Origin of the sequence: Rothia sp. HSID18067 (assembly GCF_003989445.1) — a bacterium.
GTDB classification, from domain to species: domain Bacteria; phylum Actinomycetota; class Actinomycetes; order Actinomycetales; family Micrococcaceae; genus Rothia; species Rothia aeria.
On sequence record NZ_RBMF01000001.1, the window covers coordinates 1,143,563 to 1,165,386 of the forward strand.

Consider the following 21,824-nt stretch of genomic DNA (forward strand, 5'->3'; position numbering starts at 1 on the left):
AGTGCGCCCGCAGTGGTTCTATGCGGGCTGTGCCGTCGTTCCCTCAGCGAGCGCCTTACTGGTAGTATTGCGTTTCTGTGGGTTTGGCGGCAGCATATTGATGTGTTTTCAAACGGAGAAAACGCTAAACCTGCCTGCCAGATGGTTACGGTGGCTTATGTGTTCCCCGTCCCACTTATGAATGTACCACTTCATAACAACTTGTTCGCAAATATCCCCACCTAAAGACTGAAACATCATAGTTGCATCACAACCTGAAGATTTCACTGCGCTCCGCACTATTATTCCACTACCCGCCTCAACACGTTGGATATCCAGACAGCTCAACGGCCTTTAGGGCTATTACTTGGGGGCAGATTCCGTGCGCCTAAAACATTTATCTTCTACATGAACTTTACTACCATTGTTAAGTAAACTCGCAGATGTTGTCAGAGCGCGCCTATACCGCCTGGGAGGAATAATTATGAATATCCTTTTACTTGGAGCCAGCGGCCCCACCGGACAACAAGTGCTTCAGCAAGCCCTGGAACATGGGGATACCGTCACCGCCTTAGCCCGGCACCCCGAAACGTTGGAACAGTTCGGGCAGCAAGTGAAGGTGGTTCGCGGTGATGCCACCTCAGCTGAGGATCTAACGAAAGCTATGGACGGGCAGGACGTCATCATCTCCACTCTAGGCCGTGGTAAAGCCCTGCGGGCGGAGAACCTTTTTACGGACGCCATCTTGGCGATTCTGCAGGCGGCATCTGCCACCGGTGTTCACCGCCTGGTGTGGTTATCGTCTTTCGGTGTTGCGCACACCTACGATTCGGCCACCTTCAGCCAGAAAGCGGTGTATAAGACAATACTGCGCAATATTTATGAGAATAAGGCTGAGGCAGAAAAGCTGCTCCGCGCCAGCGACCTGGACTACACCATCGTGTACCCTACCGCTCTAACAAACGGCCCAGCCACCGACACTTACCGGGTGGGAGAGAATATTTCCATGAAATCCGCGGTACTAAAGGTGAGCCGCGCCGATGTGGGCCATTTTATGTACCGTGCCGCCCAAGATGCTGAGTGGATTGGCCGCGATGCTGTTATTACCAGCGGCGGCAACTAACTCACCATTACGCGGTGCCACCGGCGAGACAACGATGAGGGCTTAAGCGGCATCCGCTCACGTGAGGCTGCTAAAGTTGCTGCCTTCCGGTCATAGCTAGCCTGCGGTCACGTACATTGTGTCAACCGCCAAAACCAGTAACTTATGATGCACAATACCAGATACAACAAAACGCCCCAACCGATAGTTCTACCGATTAGAGCGTTTTCCGCGTCGGGTTGACAGGATTTGAACCTGCGACCCCTTGACCCCCAGTCAAGTGCGCTACCAAGCTGCGCCACAACCCGATGATTCCGGGGAACCCTCCCCTGAACACTCGATAAACTATACCCCAGGTTTTTACCCCGTGCAACTTGGCACAGACTAAGGAACAGAAATTTTTGCGCTACCGTTCTCAGCTGCTCACATAAGGGGTCACCATGCCAGCACGGGCGCCTCGCAGCGGCTTCTTCAAGACCACCACAAGGCACCCAGTACACCACGGGGCAGGGGACTACCGTTTGCGGGTGCTCTTCCCCTTCTTCTTCGTCTTACCGCCCTGACGTTCCCCCAAGGAGCGGCGTTCACGCACGCGCATCGAAATTTCGATCGGCGTGCCTGTGAACTCGAAAGTTTCACGCAGGCGGCGCGTAATAAAACGCCGATACCCCGGGTCTAAGAACCCGGTTGTGAAAAGCACAAACTTCGGCGGGCGCGACGACACCTGCGTGCCGAAAAGAATACGCGGCTGCTTACCACCACGCAAAGGATGAGGATGCGCCGCAGCCAGCTCCCCTAAGAAAGCGTTCAGCCGCCCCGTTGGGATACGCGAATCCCAGGACTCCAGCGAGCGTTCCAGGGCGGGCACCAGTTTATCTTTATGCCAGCCGGTTTTCGCCGAAATATTCACGCGCGGAGCCCACTTCACGTGCGCCAGGTCGCGGTCAATTTCACGTTCGAGCATCTCGCGGCGTTCCTCATCAAGGGTGTCCCACTTGTTGAAAGCCAGCACCATTGCACGACCGGAATCGATAGCGGTCTGAATAATACGCACGTCCTGCTCACTCAGCGGCTCAGACACGTCCAGAAGCACAACCGCGACCTCGGAGCGTTCCAGGGCTGTCTGAGTGCGAAGCGAAGAATAAAACTCTGCCCCCTTCGCCATATGCTGGCGGCGGCGAATACCCGCCGTATCAATAAACCGCCACGGGTAGCCGCCCAGCTCAATAACCTCATCAATAGGGTCACGCGTAGTACCCGCAAGGTCATTCACAACTGCACGTTCAGAGCCCGCTAGCTTATTCAGCAGCGAGGATTTGCCCACGTTGGGGCGACCAATCAGCGCCACACGGCGCGGCCCACCTGGCGCATCCGGCTGCGCATACTGGGAGTGCTCGGGCATGACCTCTAGAAGTTCGTCAAGGGCATCCGCAAGGCCACGACCGTGCAAACCCGAAACCGGGAAAGGCTGCCCCATTCCCAGCGACCACAGGTTATAAATCTCCGGTTCCAGGTGAGCGTCATCAATCTTATTGGCCATCAGGATAATGGGTTTCTTCACGCGCCGGAGCATGCGCACAATCTGCTCATCCGAGGCGGTAATACCCACGCGCGCATCCACCACAAGAATAACAACGTCGGCCTGCTCAACTGCGATTTCCGCCTGATCCGCCACCTGGGCGTCAATACCGCGAGCATCAGACTCCCAGCCGCCAGTATCAACAAGGGTGAAACGTTTATCCAACCATTCAGCTTTATAGGAGACACGGTCGCGGGTCACCCCCGGCTTATCCTCCACCACGGCCTCACGCCGACCCAAAATACGGTTAATAATCGTGGACTTCCCCACATTGGGGCGCCCCACGATCGCTACCACCGGGTCAGCAAGCTGCTCTTCTTCCTCATCAAGCTCAAAACCCCAGGCGCCCAAGAGCGCACGATCTTCCTCATCAAGGTCATAATCCTCAAGCCCCTCCAGAAGAGCCTGCGCGCGCGCCTCGGCGGTCTCATCGTCAATATCAGTTAGACGCTCGGTGACATCATCCTCACCGCCGCCTAAATATTTGTCTTCGTAGTCATCGCGGATAGCATCGTTCTCAGCCATGCGCGTCCCCTTTCTACACTGCAAACACCCGAACCACCTCCCAATAAACATCCCACTAAGGAACCTGAGAGTCGGACGGTTCGCACATTACATACTGCTGCGTGGGTTATCCCCCGCGTTTTGCTTTCACCTGCGCGTTGACCGCATTAATCACAGCCGAAACGGTGGCGTTAAAGTCCAGTTCGGAGCTATCAATCAGCTCAACACCAGCTGCGGCCTGCATAAAATTATTAACCTTCGAGTCTTGGGCGTCACGCTCAGAGATCTGCTGCGTCAAATCGCCCGCAGAACCCGACTTCTCAGTATTTTCCAGGCCGCGGCGGGCCATACGCACCTCTTCTGAAGCAGTCAGCAAGATACGCGCGTCCGCGTCCGGGGCCACCACAGTGGTAATATCACGCCCCTCAGCGACAATACCATTCACGGCGTGCCCAATGGCCCATCTCTGCAACCCGATCAGGTGCTCACGTACCGCCGGGACGGACGCCACAGCTGAGACCGCCGCCGAAACCCGCTCAGAGCGGATCTGCTCACGCACATCGGTAGAGCCAATCAGGATCTCTTCTTCCTTAATATTGGTACCAAACACCAACGGCATCTCAACCACCGCCTGGGAGATAGCCTCAGCGTCAGCCAGGTCAATCCCCCGCTCCAGCACATACCAGGTTGCCGCACGGTACATGGCGCCGGTGTCAAGATACGCCAGCCCAAAATGACGCGCCACCTCTTTTGAGACTGAAGATTTCCCAGACCCGGAAGGGCCATCAATAGCAATCGTTAACTTAGGTTTCTCATGCATGCTTATTCGCTTTCATATGGTGATGCGCAGGTACTTACCTGCTTTTAGCATACGGGATTGGGGCGTTTATTCCTCCCCGCAAACATTGGGACACCCCACCCACTAGGTGACGACCTTCCAGCCCCGCTCGGTCAGTCCGGTCACCAGCCCATCATGTTTAGCGGGGCTCACCGACAACTCGGCCATGCCTACATCTGCCCCGGTTGAATGTTCCAGACGCAGATCTTCCACATTCACACCCAGCTCACCAATATCGGCCAGCAGCCGCGCCAAAGACCCAGGAGTATCATCCACCAACACCGTGAGCGTGGCAAATGCGGTCGGCACCGTACCATGTTTACCGGGGATGCGAGCCACCCCCGCATTCCCCTCACTCATGAGCTGCGCCAAATCCAGGCGAGCGCCGGGGGCGGTAGGGTTCTCAAGTGTAGCAATCAGACGGTCCAGATCCTGCCGCATACCATAGAGTGTACGCACCATAGGCTCCGCATTCGCCGCGAAAATCTGCACCCACAGACGCGGGTCACTCCCCGCGATACGCACCGTATCACGCAGGCCCTGCCCCGCCAGCGACAGCGCATATAACGGTGTGTGCTGCAGGCGGGTGGCAAGTAAAGAACTCACCGCCTGCGGCACATGCGAGATGAGCGCCACCGTCTCATCATGCTCAGACGCACTCAAGGCGGTCACAATAGCCCCCAGCTCAACCGCTAAAGCCCGCACCAGTTTCACGCACTCAGTGCGGGCAGCCTCATGCTCACAAATAATCCAGGGTCGGGCCTGAAACAGCTCTCCGCGTGCAGCAACCGGACCGGACTTCTCCCGCCCCGCCATCGGGTGCGACCCCACATAACGTGAAGCATCAGCCCCCGACTCAAGCACCTGCCGCAGCGGCAAAGACTTCACCGAAGCAATATCAGTGACGGTGGCTCCCGGGTAATCCCTGTGCGGCGCATATGTATTGAGTGCCTGCACGCACAGGTCACCAGCCACGTCCGGCGGGGCCGCCACCAGCACCAGCTGCGGCGCGCATGAGGCACGTTTGGCTTCCCCAAGAGAGGACCAACGGGTACCCGCACCAATATCCTCAGCGACCGCCTCCACGGTAGGCGAAATATCCTGCAAGTACACCGGTACTCCTGCGGCACGCAAGCCCAACCCGATAGATGCCCCCAACAAGCCCGTGCCGATCACCAGCACCGGGCCGGTAAGCACCGGGGAAATATCCTGAGAACCCATTACATGTCCACGCTTGCCAGTAGATGCCCGATCTCAACCTTCGACAGGTTACGCACCGTACCCTGCTTCTGCGACCCAATACGTACCGGGCCCATCTCAACACGCACCAGCTTCTCCACCGGGTACCCTACAGCCTCAAACAGGCGGCGCACAATACGGTTCTTCCCCGAATGGATACTCACCTCAATCAGCACATGCCCCGGGGCCGAATCCACCAGCTTAAACGAATCAACACGAGACACGCCATCCTCAAGACGCACCCCCTTTTTCAGCTGCGCACCCACGCCCGACTCAACCGGGCCACGCACCTGCACCAGGTATGTTTTAGGCACCTCGTAGGAGGGGTGCGTCAGCCGATTCGCCAGCTCACCATCATTCGTCAGCAGCAGCAGCCCCTCAGTCTCAACATCCAAACGACCCACATGGAACACCCGCTCCGTCATTGAAGACCGCAAAAAATCTTTAATGCAGGGGCGGCCATCGGGGTCTTCCATTGTTGAAACAACCCCGGCAGGCTTATTAAATGCCATGTACACGAGCTTATCGTTCGTCTGCACGGTCATACCATCCACCTGAACCACAACATCCGCAGGGTTCACACGCACCCCTAGCTCGGTCACGGCCTCACCATTAACAGTGACCCGCCCTTCGGTGATCATCTGCTCACACACACGGCGTGATGCCACCCCGGCCTGGGCCATTAGCTTCTGCAGACGCACACCGTTCTCGTCATAAAAATCGAAATGATCCACCGGCGCAGCACGCGGACGTCGTGGGCGATGCGGCCCCGCCCATTTGTTGGCCCGGTACTCGCCGCGCTCATGCGCAAACGCCTCCCCCGAACGGTACGGGCGGCCCGGTGCCCGGCGTTCACGCTTAGGTAGCTCAGAGTACTTACCTTTCCCCTTGCCTTTGCCCCTGGAAGCGCCAGACTGCGAGGCGCCATACTTCGAGTTTTTGGGGGCGCCCCCCTGAGCCTTGCGGCCACCGCCTTGCGGGCCCACGCCCTTGGAACCGCCCGTATGTCCGGGGCGGGAATTATTCTTTCCGTATGCCATCAGTTTTCCTAATATCCTGTCAGTATTTTCTACAATTTATCTGTTATATCCCGGGCTCACTGCCCGCACGTTCCGCAGCACTCCCCTGGGCCTGAAGTATTACACGCATTACCCATCTGCGGAGCCCGTTATAAGTATCTACGCATCATCTGCCAAAAGTGCCGCCTCCGTATCATCCGGCAAAAACGGGGCAAGCTCCGGCAGCTCATCCAACGAGTCCAACCCCAGTTTCGCCAGCAGAAGCTCAGTCGTCTCATACAGGGCCGCCCCTGTACCTTCTTCCTTACCCGCCTCACGCACCAACTGGCGGTGCACCAGCTGCCGCACCGCGGCATCAGCATTCACGCCGCGCACCGCTGCAACACGAGCCCGGGTAACCGGCTGCTGATACGCGATCACAGCCAACGTCTCAAACGCCGATTTGCTCAATGTGGCGCTCTGGCTGCGGGTCACAAACCGGGCCACCCAAGGCGCGAAATCGGCACGAGAGTACAAACGCCAGCCGCCCCCTACCCGGCGCAGTTCAAAACCTCTCGGCTCCCGAGAAGGCCCATCCTCACCGTAGTCTGATTCGTCCCCGTTATATTCACGGTACAGTTCGTCTAAGGCAGCCTCCACCGCCCGCTCATTCACGATCAGCGCAGCCGATAGCTCACGCACACTCACCGGGGCGTCAGCGACCGCTAAGACAGCCTCAATCGCTGCTTTCACCCCGCCCGGTATACGCTCCACGCGGGAAAACTCGTCCTCAGCATCAACAGCAGCAGCACCCATGGTTCGGCCGCTGGGGTGCTGGGGCGCTCGCTGCCCTGATGGGGTCTTGTTTGTGTCCTTATCGGGGAGGCTAGATACTGTAAGCCCTTTGCTCTGGGGCGGTGTCTGCACAGTGTTGTTGGGTTCTGGGGCGTCAGCATCGCTCGCTGCGCCTTCTTGCCCGGCGCCCGACGCTATTTCCGTATCGGATCCGGGGTCCCAATACCCAAGGTTCACAATACTCAGGTCTGATTCAGTAAATTCGTCCTCAAAACGGTTACCGCCGGTGGCGCCAGTGTTCATGCTTCCCCTTTCCCAGGGTGTGCCTGCAGCTCAGGCGCCGCTGCGGCGGGTACGGTATCGCTGCCTGCCATTGTAGAGTCGGCCGGGTCGTGGGGCACAAAATCGCGGGACAATGCGGTTGTGCTCACCGAAATCTCTCCCAAAGGCGCGTCCTGGTTGAGGGTCACCGCCCCCTCTTTATAGAGTTCCAGTAACGCCAAAAAACGCACTACTGCCGTCTCAAGCTCACCGGCCCCGCGCACAAGCTCGCTGAACCGCACCGACCGTACCGCAGGCGCACCCACTAGGAGCGCATCTAAAATAGTGCGTTCCTCAGCGGCTATAGTGGTGGTGGAAACGTGCAGGTGTTCGTTGAGTTCTTCAACAATTACCTCTGGCTCCGGTTCAGCGGGACTAGCTTTAGGTGCGAACGCCACCGCAGCAATACGTGCGAATTCCTCGGGTCCTTCCTCAAACACAAGCTCCGGAAGTGCCTTCGCAAAAACCGGCTCTAAGGCCACGGCGCGGGCAAACCGCTGATTTTCCGCCTGCCAGCGTGCAGCAAAAATAGCGGCAACTTCACGGTAGGCGCGGTACTGCAGAAGCCGTGCAAACAGCAAGTCACGGGCCTCTACAAGCGCAACATCCTGTTGCAGCGGATCATTATGGTGCGGCAGCAGACGCGCAGCCTTTAACTCAAGCAGCGTTGCGGCAGTCACCATAAAGTCACTCGCCTCATCCAGCGCCTCGGCGGTGCCATGCTCGTAGAGGGCATGCAGATAGGCGATGAACTCGTCGGTAACTTCAGCGAGCGCGATATCTGTAATATCGAGTTTACGGCGCGATATGAGGGTCAACAGCAGATCAAAGGGGCCCTCAAAATTAGTGAGTGTGAGAGTGAACCCGGCACCTGGCACCGGGGGTGTAGGGCTGTTCGGCCCAGTCGGTGTCGGTACCCTCTCGGCAGCGACGGTTTCGGTCATGGGTGACCTATGCTCCATTCTTGGATGCTTCAAAATACTTAGGGCAGGTGCACGCCACCTGTAACTACAGGGGCGAACCTAACGTCACATATTTTACCGGGTCCAGCGGAGGCTAAACAACACGGCACCGCAACAGGCGGCCCCAGCCTCAACAGCGGTCCGCAGGTACCCCGATGAAAACGCGGACACCGTACCCGGTGCAGTCCCGCACCGTGCTACAGCATCCGCGTACGTATTGGGGCACCCAGCCGGGACTAGGGTGCGCCGCCCTTATAGATTAGCTCACGCGCCACCTGCCGGTACGCCTGTGCACCTGGGTGGTTGGTGGCGTAGTTCAGGATCGGCTCAAATGAGACGGTCGCATCCGGGAATTTAACGGTGCGTTTAATGACGGTGTCGAACACCTTATCGCCGAATGCGTCAATAATGCGGGCCAGTACCTCTTTGGAGTGGGTGGTGCGTGCATCAAACATGGTGGCAAGTACGCCAACAATGTCCAGGTCGGGGTTGAGCCTATCCTGCACTTTCTGGATTGAGTCGTTCAGCAACGCGACAGCACGCAGGGCGAAAAACTCGCAGATGAGGGGGATAATCACGCCGTCAGAGGCGGTGAGAGCGTTCACAGTAAGCAGCCCCAGGGAAGGCTGGCAGTCAATGAGGATTACGTCGTACTCGTCGCGAACTTTACGGAGCGCAGATGCCAGCACCTGCTCACGAGCCACCTCGTTCACCAGCAGCACCTCAGCTGCGGACAAGTCAATATTCGCCGGGAGCAGGTCTACGTTCTCAACACCGGTGCCTTGGATGACGTCTTTAATGTCTACCTTGCGGTCCATCATGACGTTATAGACGGTCAAGTCCAGCTCGTGCGGGTTCGCGCCGAATCCCGCAGAGAGCGCGCCCTGCGGATCAAAATCCACGAGTAAAACTTTACGCCCGCATTCAGCAAGGGCCGCACCAAGATTAATGGTTGAGGTGGTCTTACCCACCCCACCCTTCTGGTTCACCATCGAGATGATGCGCGCGGGACCGTGCTGTTGTATGGGCGCGGGGTCGGGGTATTCGCGGAGGGGGCGGCCGGTGGGCCCGAGTTCTTGTTCCGGTGCTTCAGTCAACTATGTCACCTTCGTGTGCGAAATTTACTGTTGATTATAAGGTTACAGTATTTGCCCCGTATCCCAGAGCCTAAACGTGAGGTGGAACTCAGGGGTACGGGGCGGTTGAGGTTGAACGGATGCGTTCAAGCTCTCTGCTACTGCCCAGAGTCGATGTGCGTGCGTGGTTTTATGTTCTCGGGCGGCACAACGGGAATCTGTTTGGTTGGCGATTTCTGAGCCACCGCATCATCCACGTACTGGTCGCCGTGTAAGGCATCCCCCATGGTGTTCTCGTCAAAGGGAAGTTCGCCTTTTAGGACGGAATGCACCCTGTCCATGTCAATCTCTTTAACGGCTTTACCCATGAGCACAGTCGCCACGGCGTTGCCGGTAAAGTTCGTAACGGCGCGCGCCTCAGACATGAAACGGTCAATACCCACAATCAGCCCCACACCGTTCACAAGGTCAGGGCGGTGCGACTGCAAACCACCAGCCAGGGTAGCGATACCCGCACCCGAGACCCCAGCGGCGCCCTTTGAAGCAATAATCATGAAAACCAACAGAGAAAGCTGTTCACCCAGCGCCAGCGGGGTACCCATTGCCTCGGCCACGAATAGTGCGCTCATGGTCAGGTAGATAGCAGTACCGTCCAGGTTAAAGGAGTACCCGGTGGGCACAACCACACCCACTACTGGTTTTGAGACGCCAAGGTGCTCCATTTTAGCGATCAGCCGCGGCAAGGCCGCCTCAGAGGAGGAGGTGGAGAAAATCAGCAGGTATTCCCGCGCCAAATATTTCAGCAGGCTAAAAATGTTCACCCCGGTGTACAGCTTCAGGATGCTGCCCAACACCACCACAACAAATAGGATGCAGGTGATGTAGAAGGCGACCATGAGCACGAACATAGACGAGATTGCTTGCAGCCCGGTGGACCCGACAACCGCTGCGATAGCGCCTAATGCCCCCAGCGGCGCCAGCCACATAATCATCATGAGCAGGCGGAACACCAGTGCTTGGCAGTAGGTGAGGAATTTTAGGATGGGCTGGCCGACCGGGCCCATTTTCTGCAGCGCAAAACCCATCAGCAGAGCCACAAACAGGGTCTGCAGAATGTTGTCGTTTGTCAGTGCAGAAAGCAGGGAGGTGGGGATAATGCCCAGCAGGAAGCTCACGGTATCTCCCCCGCCATGACTCCCGCTGCTGTTGTTGGGGAGGGTGTATTTAGTGGTGGCAGGGTCGTAGTGCAGGGCGCTGCCGGGCTCAATAATATTGCCAACCACTAGACCAATACCGAGCGCAAAGGTGCTCATGAGCACAAAATACAGCAGCGCCATACCGCCCACTTTCCCCACGGTCGCAGCTTTTGCAATGGAGCCAACCCCGAGGACGATGGTGCAGAAAATGACGGGGGCGATCATCATTTTAATGAGCGCGATAAACCCGGTACCGATGGGCGCCAGACCTTTAGCGAAGCCCGGCGCGGTCAGCCCCAGCACGCAGCCGATAATGACGGCAGCAATCACCGAGAGGTACAGCATGTGGGTGGGGTCTTTATAGAACGGCTTCTTTTCTACCGTTTTTTTGGGTGATGAGTTGTGGGCTGATGCCGTGCTCATAACATGTATCCCTTCCGTTCGGGGCACGCACGATACTGTGCGTCTGCACCGCCTGAGATAGCCTTTAATCTCATGAACAGCCACGCTCTGGGATAGTTGCGGTTGGGCGTGGCCGATTCGGCGATAGTCACGATACTACCGGGCCACCCTAGTGGGTTTGGTGGGTTTTACACGGAGAAACACATTTTTTACATTTTTGTAACACGAAGAATAAATATTACACATGATTTTGCGCACCGCAGAATCTTTCGGTAGCCTTACGCGCGAACCGGCGCAGCGGATGGGTACAGTGCACCAAGGCGCACGCATACATTTCCTACTGTTCCTACTGTGTGGGGTAGTTAGCTCGCGGATGCGCCATCCGGTACACCTCCATCATCCCCTCGGGGCTCACCCGGGTATACACCTGGGTGGTGGCAATAGAAGCGTGGCCCAAAAGCTCCTGCACCACCCGAATATCGGCCCCGCCCTGCAGCAGGTGTGTAGCAAAAGAATGCCGCATTGAGTGAGGCGAAAAATCCTGGGCCAGCCCCGCCTGCTCGGCGGCGCCTTTAAGAATCAGCCACGCACCCTGCCGACCCAGGCGGCTACCGCGCCCATTAAGGAATAGCGCGGCGGTACCTTTACCATGTGCGGCAAATACGGGGCGGGCACGCACCAGATAGTTCTGAAGGGCCCGCTGCGCATACGACCCCACCGGAACCAGCCGCTCTTTCCCCCCTTTACCGAATAGCCGCACATAACCGGGTAAAGTAACAGTTTCACCGTGCTCATCGGTGGTGCTCTCCCCCAGGTGCACATCGTCTATATCAGCGGCTAGCATCTCACTGACGCGCGCACCCGTGGCATACAAAAATTCCAAGATCGCCCGGTCCCGCAAACCGGTAGGGGTCTCCAGGGACGGAACCGCAAGAAGCCGCTGCATCTGCTCAACAGTGACAGCCTTAGGTAACCGTTTGACGTTTTTGGGAGGCTTCACCGCCGCCGCCGGGTCGGTGTCAGTGGTGCGGGAACTATGCCAGAAAGCGTGCGCGCCCCGCACCGCTGCCATAGTGCGGGCAATAGAGTTAGGACCCAGCGGAACCGGCAGAATTTGCCCCGCTGGTGCACTGAGCGAATTGTGCGGCGGGGGCGCAGCAGATGCTTTATCACCCGCATAAATCGTTGCGGCAAGGGCATCATGCGCGTCCTGCTCAGCTGCTTTACGGTCTTGCGCTGTCTGCGGCTCGGGTAGTGGAACGGCGGGGTTAGCGAGTTCCCGCATAAACGCACGCACATCAGCGGTGCGGATGCGCTCGGGAGCGATAATACCGCGCGTGGCAAGGTACGCACTGTAGCGGCGCAAATCGCGCGTGTACGAAAGTACCGTATTATCGCTGCTGCCTTTTTCAACACGCAAATAGGTAAGGTACTGTTCTACACCAGCCTGCAGTGGGGTGGGCCGGGTGTGGCTGCGGGAAGAGCGCCCAGTCACAGGAGACACCATCGCACAGTTTTAGTGAACATTCCGGTACCGGGTGCGCCGTCCACCCAGATAAGGGTGAAAATCCCAGCTATCGGTGGCCGAGCGCAGGTTGGCAAACCCCACCTGGGATGCAACGTAAGCCGCCATAATCGCCTGGTTCGCCAACCCGTTATGGATGTGCCCTGCCAGCACCAGCTGTACGGCAGCGTCAAGAGGAACCCACCGGTAGGTGATCTCGGCTTCTTCTTCCCCGCGTGGGATGCGTTGCCCTTCTGGGATACGGCGCAGACCCCGAGCCAGGTAGATGCGGCCCGCCTCGTCGGCCCCACCCGGGGTGGTGTAGTAGTCGATAAGAGTGTGCCAGGTCTTAGCTTCTAAGTCGGCTTCCTCTGCAAGCTCACGTTGGGCCGCCGCCAGCGGGTCTTCCCCCTCAATGTCGAGAAGCCCAGCGGGTACCTCCCACAGGTTCATACGCACCGGGTGGCGGTACTGGTTAAGCAGCAGAATACGGTCGTGTTCATCAAGGGTGGCCACGGCAACAGCACCCGGCATACCCACAACGTCGCGGGTCAGTTCCGGCCCGTGGGGACTCAGCAAGTATTTTTCAACGGTCACATCGAGCACATGCCCGCAGTATTTATGTTCGTGGGAGGTAACTTCCCGCAAAGAGGGAGTGTCAACAATATCAGCGTATTCTGGGTTAAGCGATGATGCCGCCGGTTTGGTGCTCATATCCCCCATTCTAACGTGGATTCCAGGCGGGTACCCGGTGCAGCGTCAAGGCACAGAGAGTCGGTGGTTTAGCCAATGACACTGAACATCCCTGCATCACACGCCCATCACAGTTATCCGCACCAGACCGGCACGAGGCGGAGCCTTCACCCAAGTACGTAACAGGCCCCGCCTCGTGGTGTTGCTGCCTTAGCCGTTACATATCGCGTTGTGCCAGTGCCGCCTCAATAAGGCCCGCAAAGAGCGGGTGCGGGCGGGTCGGGCGGGAACGGTATTCGGGGTGCGCCTGAGTCGCCACATAGTAGGGGTGCGTCTCGGCGGGCAGTTCCACATACTCCACCAGTGAGGAGTCGGGTGAGGTGCCCGAGATCATCAGCCCCGCGTCTTCAAGCCGTTCACGGTACTCATTGTTTACCTCATAGCGGTGGCGGTGCCGCTCAGCGACCTCAGTAGCACCGTACGCCTTAGCAACCTGAGAGCCGGGAACCAGGTTCGCAGGGTAAAGGCCCAGACGCATGGTACCGCCAAGATCCCCAGCACCGTGCACGAACTGTTTCTGCTCCTCAATGGTGGCGATCACCGGCTCGGTGGTGTCCGGGTCAAACTCAGTCGAGGACGCCTCAGATAGCCCAAGCACATTACGCGCATACTCGATCACCATAGATTGCAGCCCCAGGCAGATTCCTAGCGTGGGAATTTTATGCTCACGAGCGTATTTGAGCGCACCAATCTTGCCGTCAAGGCCGCGGATGCCAAACCCACCGGGCACCAGGATAGCATCCATGTCGCCCAAGTGCTTTTCGGCATCCTCATCGGTGGAGCACAAATCTGCCGCCACCCAGTTAATCTTGACCTTCACATTATTGGCGAAGCCGCCAGCGCGCAGGGCCTCAGAGACGGAAAGATAGGCATCGGGCAGGTCAATATATTTGCCAACGAGCGCGACCTTCACATCAGTATTAGGGTTGTGCACGGCGCCTAACACACGATCCCACTGGGTGAAATCGGGGTCGGGGGCCTCAAGCCCAAAGTACTCAAGGATATAGTCGTCCAGCTTCTGCCCGTGCAGAGTTTTGGGGATATCGTAGATGCTCGGCGCGTCGGGGCACGAAATGACGGCGTCCACATCCACGTCGCAGGCGTTGCCGATCTTCGCCCGGTGTGAGGCTGGCACGTCACGCTCGCAGCGGAGAATCAGCCCGTCGGGTTGAATCCCCAAACCCCGCAGAGAGGCGACTGAATGCTGGGTGGGTTTGGTTTTAAGCTCGCCAGATGGACCAATAAACGGCACCAGGGAGACGTGCAGGAAAAACACGTTCTGACGCCCCACATCGCGGCGCACCTGCCGCGCGGCTTCCATAAATGGCAGGGACTCAATATCACCAACGGTACCGCCGATTTCGGTAATAATAATGTCCGGGGCGTTATCAATCTCGGCAGCGTAACGCATACGCGCCTTAATCTCGTTGGTGATGTGCGGAATTACCTGCACCGTATCACCCAAGTATTCGCCGCGGCGTTCTTTGGCGATCACCGACGAGTACACCTGACCGGTAGTCACGTTCGCGGACTGGTCAAGGTTCTCGTCAAGGAAACGCTCGTAGTGCCCGATGTCGAGGTCGGTTTCCGCCCCATCATCAGTCACGAATACCTCACCGTGCTGGAAAGGGTTCATGGTTCCGGGGTCAACGTTTAGGTAGGGGTCGAACTTCTGCATAGTCACAGAAAGACCGCGTGAGCGCAGAAGCTGCCCCAGAGAAGATGCTGAAAGGCCTTTGCCTAGAGAAGACGCAACACCGCCGGTTACGAAGATTTGACGGGTTACTTTGCCGTTGGAAGACGCGCCGGATGCGCTCATATTTTCATTCACCACGGAATTCAAGCTTACCATTTTCTTCTTTCTTATCCAATAGGGCGCAGCGTAATAACCCGCCAATAATACCCACACAACCGCCCAAATACTGGGTGGTCAAACGCCGCCTGCCGAACCTACGCTATGGGTGCATGGTTCTTCTTTACAGCTGGCCGCCAGCGTGCAATAGTTCGCGGGCGTGCTCTTGAGCCGCCTCCGATTGGTCGTGTCCGGCGAGCATCCGGGCAAGTTCAACTACCCTCTGCTCATCGGTGAGCACCTGCACTTTTGAGAGTGAAGCGTCATCGTTTTTGAGCACCAGAATATGCTGGTCAGCGAACGCAGCCACCTGCGGCAGGTGGGTTACCACCAGCACCTGCACGTGTTGGGCGAGCATCGCAAGGCGCCTGCCGATTTCAATGGCCGCTTTACCGCCCACCCCGGAGTCTACCTCGTCAAAGATGAAGGTGGGTACAGGGTCCACCTCAGCCAGCACCACCTCAAGGGCCAGCATCACGCGGGAAAGCTCACCACCGGAGGCACCTTTACCCAGTGGGCGCGGGGCTGCGTTTTTGTGCGGGGCGAGCATGAAGGTGACGGTGTCCTTACCGTAGGGTGAGAACTTCTCTGCCTCTGAAACCTCCACGATGAGGGAGGCGTTGGGCATGGCGAGTGCAGTAAGTTCTTCGCTGACAGCCTCGGCCAGTGTTCGGGCGGCGCCCCGGCGGGCTTCCAGAAGCGCCTGCGACTGTTCCCCAAGCTTCTGGCGTAAAGTGACCAGCTCGGCTTCTAAGTTTTCTTGACGGGTGGGGTCGTCGATAAGAGTATTCAGGCGGGCGCGGGATGCCTGCGCCCAGTCAAGTACTTCGGTAATATCTGCACCGTATTTTCGGGTGAGGTTTTTCAGCTGCGCCAAGCGGCTCTGCACGTGTGCAAGCCGTTCAGGGCTTTCCCCGTCGAGGGAGGCCGTGTAAGAGGCGAGATCAGATGAGATGTCGGTGCTAAGGATCAGCACTTCATTCAAACGGTGAGCGAGTGAGGCTAATTCTTCGTCGGCCTCGGCTTGGTGCTGCAGGGCCCCTCGGGCAGTATCAAGCAGACCCAGCACGTTCGCCTCGTCCCCTTCAGCGTATTCGCTGCCTGCCAGTGCCGTCGAAGCCGTGGCGGCGGCGGTACGCAGCGCCTCAACGTTCATGAGCTTAAGACTTTCAGCCTTAAGCGCGGTATCTTCGCCCTCTTGCGGGTCTACACTGTCGATTTCCTCGAGCGCCCCGCGCAGAGTTTGTGCCTCCAAGGCGCGGGCGCGAGAGTTTTCGCGTACTTCTTTAAGCTCGGCAGCAGCAGCGCGGTAACGGTCATAGGTGGTGCGGTACTCCCCCAGCAGACGTGTGAGGGCCTCGCCCGCATACGAGTCAAGGGCGTGCCGTTGAGCGGCAGCAGATTTGAGGCGCAGCTGGTCGGATTGTCCATGCACCGCAACGAGGGTGTGCCCAATATCTGCAAGGGTGCCGATAGGGGCGGAGCACCCACCAATGTGGGCACGTGAACGCCCCGAAGCGTTCACGGTGCGCGCCAGCAGCAGCTCGCTTTGCTCACCGTCAAGTTCTTCTACCGACCCACCAGCATCCTGCGCGAGAGTGAGGGCCGGATGGCTATTGGGAAGGCGCACCACAGCCTCTGCGAGGGCACTCTTAGCGCCGCTGCGCACACTAGAGGCGTCGCTTCGGGCTCCGAGAAGCATCCCAAGAGCGGTCACAACCATCGTTTTACCGGCCCCTGTCTCACCTGTAAGTACTGACAGCCCGGGCTGCAGGGGCAGGCGCGCATCGGTGATAACGCCCAAGTCACGAATATGGATTTCTTCAATCACGCAAGGTCCTCATCTACTCAGGTTCTGGGATTCACCGTGGTATTCCGGCGCTGGGCGCAACAGTAAAAAATGGCGAGGGGTTTAGCTTTGATGCTGGGGGCCACGCCAGCCGCGGATAGGCAGCTCAAATTTACGGACAATCCGTTCAGAGAACGGAGCCGGGTGAATACGGGCCAGCAGCACCGGTTTCTCTGATTTGCGTACCTCAATCCGCGAGCCGGGGCGTAAATCCACGGTACGGCGCCCATCGCACCACAGCACCCCGGATGCGCCGTTACCAGGCATCATCTCGACCGCAACCATTGAGGTGGGGGCCGCGACGAGTGGCCGGGCGAATAGGGCGTGTGCTGAAAGCGGCACCATGAGTATTGCTTCTACCTCCGGCCAGACAACAGGTCCGCCCCCCGAGAATGCGTACGCGGTGGAACCGGTGGGGGTGCCCATTACCACCCCGTCACATCCGAAGGTGCTCAGGGGTTTTCGGTCCACTTCAATGATGACTTCGATCATTTTTTCGCGGTTGCCTTTTTCGACGCTGACTTCGTTTAACGCCCAGTCGGTGTGCACCCGTTTGCTCTCATGCCAGACTTCAACGTCGATCGCCATGCGCTCTTCAACGGTGTACTCTCCGCTTACGATACGCTCAACGGTCTCCCCTAGGTCGCTTTCTTCAGATTCTGCAAGGAATCCCACGTGCCCGAGATTCACCCCGACCAGCGGAATGGTGGTGCGGCGTACCATCTCTGCCGCACGCAGAATCGACCCGTCACCCCCAAGCACTACCCCCAGCTCAATATCAATGAGCGGTACGCTTTCGTGTACCACTTGCACGGGCACGGGATCCGCCCAGTTTTCGGTAAGGGTCTCAAGATCTGAACGGTTCATGACCGGGGTGAGCCCCGCACGATACAGCTGTGTGCACGCTTGGCGGGCAGCCTCACGTGCCTCTTTACGTCCGGTGTGGGCGAACACCAGGATTTTACGGCTTTCTGCCTCTGCCATGTACATCCCTTTCAGATATTTTGCCCTGCGCGGTATCTTTCCTAAGTCTACCCGAAAAAATAATGATACGAACACAAGTTCTAGAAAATTTTTTCGATAAGAGTTGTTGTTTTTAGCGCATCGGTTTGGTGCACCACAGAAAGTATTCTTTATTTCCATCCTGCCCGGGTAACGGGCTCGGGGAGGTGGCACACACCGTTAAACCGCACTCGCGCGCCGAGTTCTGCACAGCCTGCACAGCCTCCGCACGGGCCTGTGCATCAACTACTACCCCGCCCTTACCAATACGATGTTTTCCTACCTCAAATTGGGGTTTCACCATTAGCAGCAGGTCTCCACCGGGTACTGTTGCCTCCGCTAAGGGGCGCATGACGAGAGTGAGGGAAATAAACGACAGGTCTCCTACTGTCACATCAACCTGCCCGCCAATATCAGCAGGCTTCAGGTAGCGCACGTTCAGCCCTTCATAGACGCTTACCCGTGCGTCATCCCGCAGCTGCTGCACCAGCTGATTATGGCCCACATCTACTGCGGCAACGTGAGCAGCGCCGGCGCGTAAGAGTACATCAGTGAATCCACCGGTTGAGGCCCCCGCGTCTAAGCAGCGTTTACCGCTCACCTGCACCTGCGGGAATGCTTTCAGGGCCCCCGCCAGTTTGTGCCCCGCCCGGCTTACATATTCAGTGAGTTCGCTACGGTGCACCTGCACGTTATCGCCTGGCGTCACGTCCAGGGATGCTTTACGAACGGGTTTCCCGTTGAGGCTCACAGCACCGGCAGCAATAAGTTTTGCAGCAAGTGTGCGGGAGGTTGCTAGCCCGTTGTGGGCGAGGTACTTGTCTAACCGCACGCTGCTCAGCTTTCGAGTTCAGCGGTGAGTTTTTCCACGAGTTTCCCATAGGCGTTAATGCGTTCCAAAGGATCTAGGGCGAGTGCTGCGGCCAGCTTCTCTTCGAAGGCTTCATACTCCGCGCGTTCCTCATCACTCAACGGTGTTTCAGGGCCGTCTTCTAGGGTTAGTTCAGCGCCGGTGCTTTTTTCGCTCATGAGGCTCCCTCGGCACCGCTCGCATTGGGTAACCCGTGTACTTCGGGCATCCCTCCCCGATCGGGATGGGCAGCCCACCACGCGGCACATGCTACACGCCAGGCTTCTGCTTCATCGTCGCTTCCAGCAAAGTTTTTATGCGCAGCAGTCGTGCTGAATCCTTCAGGGGCCGTGAGCTGAATGTGTTCTCCACGAACATTTGCCTGCCAGCGGGGGCCGTAGGCTGCGGTCTCGTACCCTTCAAACACCACCTCAATATTCGGGTAGGGAGCAAAGAAGTCGTCAAGGGTGCGCAGGATGTAGGCTGGCCGCTGGTCAGGTACAGCTGCAATCACATCGGCGTAGGTTTGTACCCCGGTGAGTACTATCGCCCCGTGCATACCGGCGCGGTTCGCGCCCAGAACATCGGTGTCAAGCCGGTCGCCGACCACCACTGGTTTCTGAGCTTTAACCGATGCGGCCGCTGTTTCAAAAATTGCTGCCTCAGGCTTACCCGCCACCTGTGGAGTACGTCCCGTAGCGGTCGCTACAGCAGCGACGAGAGTCCCGTTTCCGGGCGCTTGGCCCCGTTCTTTGGGGATGGTTTTATCGGTATTGGTAGCCACCCATAGCACCTGCTCGTCAGCAAGAGTGTAGGATGCCTCTGCCAGATCTTCCCAGATGAGGCGTGGGTTGAATCCTTGAACAACCGCTACCGGGTTTTCGTGCTGTGACCGTACAGGGGTGAGCCCGGCCTCCCGCACGCAGTTGGCGAGGGCGTCTGTACCTGTCACGAGCACCTTTGCCCCTGCGGGTAGCTGCTGCGCGAGAAGAGCTGCACTAGCTTGAGCGGAGCTGACCACACGGTCGGCACGGGTCTTCACACCTAATTCGCGTAGGTGTTCAGCGACTGAGTCCACAGAACGGGATGCATTATTAGTCACGAATACCACGGGGGTACCGCTGTCTTCGGCACGGTTGAGTGCTTCGGGAGCGCCGGGTATGGCGAAAGGACCAGCGTACACCACGCCGTCTAGGTCAGATAGCAGCGCGTCGTAGCCGCTGAGCAGGGTTTCACTCATGGTGCACCTTTCAGGGGTTTCCCTCCGAAGTACTGTAGGCGGGTTGGGGATAGGTTCTACAGCTATTTTGCAGGGTTAGTTGAAGAGCCGGTTTCTTACTGAGGTTCCGTTTGTTGCTGTGCTCGCACAGAGTTGAGGGTATCCTGGTTGGTCTTTACCTTGTTCTCCGCGGATTCCGCAACGTCAATGATGCTGTCTTCTTCGGACTCCTCGTCAGCAACATTTGGGGCATTCTCCCCATGCAGCTCATCAGTACTAGCCTCTGTTTCTTGTACACCGGTATTTTCTGAGGTGGTTTCCGCTTCCTCTTGTTCGGAAAGATCAGCAGTTTCTACACTATCTGGTTGTTCGTCAGTTACGGGGTTTTCTTCGGGTTCCAGAAGATCCGATTCCCCATAGATGTCGAAAATTTCGGGTTCGGCATAGTCGCCTTGTCCCAGAGCTGCTTCAGCCATGTGGGCCAGTCGTTCCCACCGCTGTGCTTCCTGTTTTTTCCCTGCATTAGCGAGGGCAGCCGCATAAGCAGTGAATAGGCGGGGGCTATAGTGATAGGCACGTTTAGGGTCAAGCTGAGGGATACGTAATACAGCAATGGCCTGAGATTTTTTGCCTTGATCGATGTAGATACCCGATTCGACGATTGCCAATTCCACCCGTACCGCTGTTGGTAGGTCTTCGCGTTGTGCTTCGTTAAGCATTTCAAGTGCTTTAGGGAGCCTATTCAGAGCGCGTTCGCAGTCGACCAGCAGTGCAAGATGCTCATTGGATCCGCTGATTCGCCGGTGGGTGCGCAGCTCCCGCAGCGCGGTCTCGTACTCTTCGGCCACATATGCAGTAACACCCACGGCTTCGCGTACTGCGGCGATGCGCCCAGCGCTCCGTGAGGCTGCAATAGCGTGCTCAAGGGCGAACTGAGGGTCAATATCAAGGTAGCGCCCGGCCATAACAAGGTGCTTTGCTACAGTTTCGGCGTTACGAGGTTCTAGGGCTCGCAGCTGGCGGTTGGTGGCCCCATCTAGTTCCCGCCCAGTAACATCATTATCAATTTCAGGGGCTTTCGCTTTTGAGGGCCGGTACCCTGCGCGCCCTCCAATAGTGCGCACATCTTCTTGAGGCGTGTCTTCTGAACCGTGCTGCCTGCGAGTGCTGGGACGCTGGCTTGATTGGTGATTTCGGTTGAATTTTTTATCGCCGCGGCCGGAGGCTCCATTACGATCGTATCCGTTACCATCCCGGCGGTTGTCTTTAAACCCTTTACCTTTGTAGCCACCTTTTTTACCGCGTGATTTTTCAGTACGGTTACCTTTGTACATGGGACGATTATCGCCAGACGTGTTGGATGTGTGGCGGGGTTTCTCAGACATGAAGCTCCTTGGGGCGGGATACGCCATTTCAGGGTTATAGGCGCACTATTACTCCGTTATAGTCTATTACAGACTGGGTGAATGTGCACCTGAGGTCCCATAAGGTGAATACTTCTTCGAGATATACCCCGTCAACAACCTACTCGGGCTGCCTAGTGCATAGTATGGTTCAAGCACTGAACAACAAAAATGCTCTGGCTTTTTTGTGTAGGCCCCCAAACACCCCCACACACCCACACCCCCTTGGGGGCACAAAAAAAGAGAGGGCCCCCACCAGGGGACCCCCACTCACAAAAAAATTGCGGCAGCCATCTACTCTCCCACACCCACCAAGATGCAGTACCATCAACACCACAGGGCTTAGCAACCAGGTTCGAAAAGGAGACTGAGCGTTTCCCCCCGGCTATCACCACCGCAAA

Annotated in this window: 18 protein-coding genes, 1 tRNA gene and 1 rRNA gene; 1 reads left to right on the plus strand and 19 read right to left on the minus strand. The window is 57.6% G+C overall.

Annotated elements, in window-relative coordinates:
* Positions 1–463: 463 nt before the first annotated feature.
* Positions 464–1,102, plus strand: a complete 639-nt coding sequence (locus tag D8M23_RS04970) for an NAD(P)-dependent oxidoreductase (RefSeq protein WP_126853895.1) — start codon at positions 464–466, stop codon at positions 1,100–1,102.
* A gap of 213 nt (positions 1,103–1,315) precedes the next feature.
* Here the strand turns inward: D8M23_RS04970 and D8M23_RS04975 are convergent.
* The 19 genes from D8M23_RS04975 to rrf all read right to left on the minus strand — a co-directional run bounded on the left by D8M23_RS04975 (position 1,316) and on the right by rrf (position 21,822).
* Positions 1,316–1,389 (minus strand) — tRNA-Pro (locus D8M23_RS04975).
* Between the two features lie 206 nt (positions 1,390–1,595).
* Entirely contained in the window at positions 1,596–3,185 is a 1,590-nt protein-coding gene (der, locus tag D8M23_RS04980; protein ID WP_126853896.1) for a ribosome biogenesis GTPase Der, read from the minus strand.
* Between the two features lie 106 nt (positions 3,186–3,291).
* Entirely contained in the window at positions 3,292–3,984 is a 693-nt protein-coding gene (gene cmk / locus D8M23_RS04985) for a (d)CMP kinase (protein ID WP_126853897.1), read from the minus strand.
* A 102-nt stretch (positions 3,985–4,086) separates the two neighbouring features.
* The gene (locus D8M23_RS04990) at positions 4,087–5,223 is read right to left on the minus strand and encodes a prephenate dehydrogenase (RefSeq protein WP_126853898.1); all 1,137 of its coding nucleotides are present in this window, start codon (positions 5,221–5,223) and stop codon (positions 4,087–4,089) included.
* Positions 5,223–6,281, minus strand: coding sequence for a pseudouridine synthase (locus tag D8M23_RS04995; protein WP_126853899.1), 1,059 nt, complete (start codon positions 6,279–6,281; stop codon positions 5,223–5,225). The genes D8M23_RS04990 and D8M23_RS04995 overlap by 1 nt, the downstream gene beginning before the upstream one ends.
* A gap of 138 nt (positions 6,282–6,419) precedes the next feature.
* Complete coding sequence (gene scpB / locus D8M23_RS05000; RefSeq protein WP_126853900.1) at positions 6,420–7,337, minus strand: SMC-Scp complex subunit ScpB; 918 nt, start codon at positions 7,335–7,337, stop codon at positions 6,420–6,422.
* On the minus strand, positions 7,334–8,299 hold the full coding sequence (locus tag D8M23_RS05005) for a segregation and condensation protein A (protein WP_126853901.1): 966 nt from the start codon (positions 8,297–8,299) through the stop codon (positions 7,334–7,336). The genes scpB and D8M23_RS05005 overlap by 4 nt, the downstream gene beginning before the upstream one ends.
* A 254-nt stretch (positions 8,300–8,553) precedes the next feature.
* A complete protein-coding gene (locus D8M23_RS05010; protein WP_006887854.1) occupies positions 8,554–9,414 on the minus strand; it encodes a ParA family protein in 861 nt (286 codons plus the stop codon).
* Between the two features lie 137 nt (positions 9,415–9,551).
* On the minus strand, positions 9,552–11,012 hold the full coding sequence (locus D8M23_RS05015) for a cation:dicarboxylate symporter family transporter (RefSeq protein WP_126853902.1): 1,461 nt from the start codon (positions 11,010–11,012) through the stop codon (positions 9,552–9,554).
* A 325-nt stretch (positions 11,013–11,337) separates the two neighbouring features.
* The gene (locus D8M23_RS05020) at positions 11,338–12,486 is read right to left on the minus strand and encodes a site-specific tyrosine recombinase XerD (protein WP_126853903.1); all 1,149 of its coding nucleotides are present in this window, start codon (positions 12,484–12,486) and stop codon (positions 11,338–11,340) included.
* Positions 12,487–12,507: 21 nt separating this feature from the next.
* On the minus strand, positions 12,508–13,218 hold the full coding sequence (locus D8M23_RS05025; RefSeq protein WP_126853904.1) for an NUDIX domain-containing protein: 711 nt from the start codon (positions 13,216–13,218) through the stop codon (positions 12,508–12,510).
* A gap of 187 nt (positions 13,219–13,405) precedes the next feature.
* The gene (locus tag D8M23_RS05030) at positions 13,406–15,100 is read right to left on the minus strand and encodes a CTP synthase (protein WP_006887853.1); all 1,695 of its coding nucleotides are present in this window, start codon (positions 15,098–15,100) and stop codon (positions 13,406–13,408) included.
* Positions 15,101–15,224: 124 nt separating this feature from the next.
* On the minus strand, positions 15,225–16,931 hold the full coding sequence (recN, locus tag D8M23_RS05035) for a DNA repair protein RecN (protein WP_126853905.1): 1,707 nt from the start codon (positions 16,929–16,931) through the stop codon (positions 15,225–15,227).
* Between the two features lie 81 nt (positions 16,932–17,012).
* Positions 17,013–17,933 carry an NAD kinase gene (locus tag D8M23_RS05040; RefSeq protein ID WP_126853906.1) on the minus strand — a complete coding sequence of 307 codons (921 nt, stop codon included), beginning with the start codon at positions 17,931–17,933 and terminating at the stop codon, positions 17,013–17,015.
* 112 nt (positions 17,934–18,045) lie between these two features.
* Positions 18,046–18,783 carry a TlyA family RNA methyltransferase gene (locus D8M23_RS05045; RefSeq protein WP_126853907.1) on the minus strand — a complete coding sequence of 246 codons (738 nt, stop codon included), beginning with the start codon at positions 18,781–18,783 and terminating at the stop codon, positions 18,046–18,048.
* Between the two features lie 5 nt (positions 18,784–18,788).
* On the minus strand, positions 18,789–18,980 hold the full coding sequence (locus tag D8M23_RS05050) for a hypothetical protein (RefSeq protein ID WP_006887860.1): 192 nt from the start codon (positions 18,978–18,980) through the stop codon (positions 18,789–18,791).
* Complete coding sequence (locus D8M23_RS05055; RefSeq protein WP_126853908.1) at positions 18,977–20,041, minus strand: HAD-IIA family hydrolase; 1,065 nt, start codon at positions 20,039–20,041, stop codon at positions 18,977–18,979. Before D8M23_RS05055 ends, D8M23_RS05050 begins: the two co-directional genes overlap by 4 nt.
* Positions 20,042–20,136: 95 nt before the next feature.
* Positions 20,137–21,405, minus strand: a complete 1,269-nt coding sequence (locus tag D8M23_RS05060) for a hypothetical protein (protein ID WP_238693763.1) — start codon at positions 21,403–21,405, stop codon at positions 20,137–20,139.
* 299 nt (positions 21,406–21,704) lie between these two features.
* Positions 21,705–21,822: ribosomal RNA gene (gene rrf / locus D8M23_RS05065) — 5S ribosomal RNA — on the minus strand.
* Positions 21,823–21,824 lie beyond the last annotated feature (2 nt).

Coding starts and splice junctions, on each gene's coding strand:
- D8M23_RS05030 (WP_006887853.1), bottom strand. CDS start 15,100: ATGGTAAGCTTGAATTCCGTGGTGAATGAAAATATGAGCGCATCCGGC.
- der (WP_126853896.1), bottom strand. CDS start 3,185: ATGGCTGAGAACGATGCTATCCGCGATGACTACGAAGACAAATATTTA.
- D8M23_RS04995 (WP_126853899.1), bottom strand. CDS start 6,281: ATGGCATACGGAAAGAATAATTCCCGCCCCGGACATACGGGCGGTTCC.
- D8M23_RS05025 (WP_126853904.1), bottom strand. CDS start 13,218: ATGGGGGATATGAGCACCAAACCGGCGGCATCATCGCTTAACCCAGAA.
- D8M23_RS05055 (WP_126853908.1), bottom strand. CDS start 20,041: ATGAGTGAAACCCTGCTCAGCGGCTACGACGCGCTGCTATCTGACCTA.
- D8M23_RS05050 (WP_006887860.1), bottom strand. CDS start 18,980: ATGAGCGAAAAAAGCACCGGCGCTGAACTAACCCTAGAAGACGGCCCT.
- D8M23_RS05040 (WP_126853906.1), bottom strand. CDS start 17,933: ATGGCAGAGGCAGAAAGCCGTAAAATCCTGGTGTTCGCCCACACCGGA.
- D8M23_RS05015 (WP_126853902.1), bottom strand. CDS start 11,012: ATGAGCACGGCATCAGCCCACAACTCATCACCCAAAAAAACGGTAGAA.
- D8M23_RS05005 (WP_126853901.1), bottom strand. CDS start 8,299: ATGACCGAAACCGTCGCTGCCGAGAGGGTACCGACACCGACTGGGCCG.
- D8M23_RS04970 (WP_126853895.1), top strand. CDS start 464: ATGAATATCCTTTTACTTGGAGCCAGCGGCCCCACCGGACAACAAGTG.
- D8M23_RS04990 (WP_126853898.1), bottom strand. CDS start 5,223: ATGGGTTCTCAGGATATTTCCCCGGTGCTTACCGGCCCGGTGCTGGTG.
- scpB (WP_126853900.1), bottom strand. CDS start 7,337: ATGAACACTGGCGCCACCGGCGGTAACCGTTTTGAGGACGAATTTACT.
- D8M23_RS05060 (WP_238693763.1), bottom strand. CDS start 21,405: ATGTCTGAGAAACCCCGCCACACATCCAACACGTCTGGCGATAATCGT.
- cmk (WP_126853897.1), bottom strand. CDS start 3,984: ATGCATGAGAAACCTAAGTTAACGATTGCTATTGATGGCCCTTCCGGG.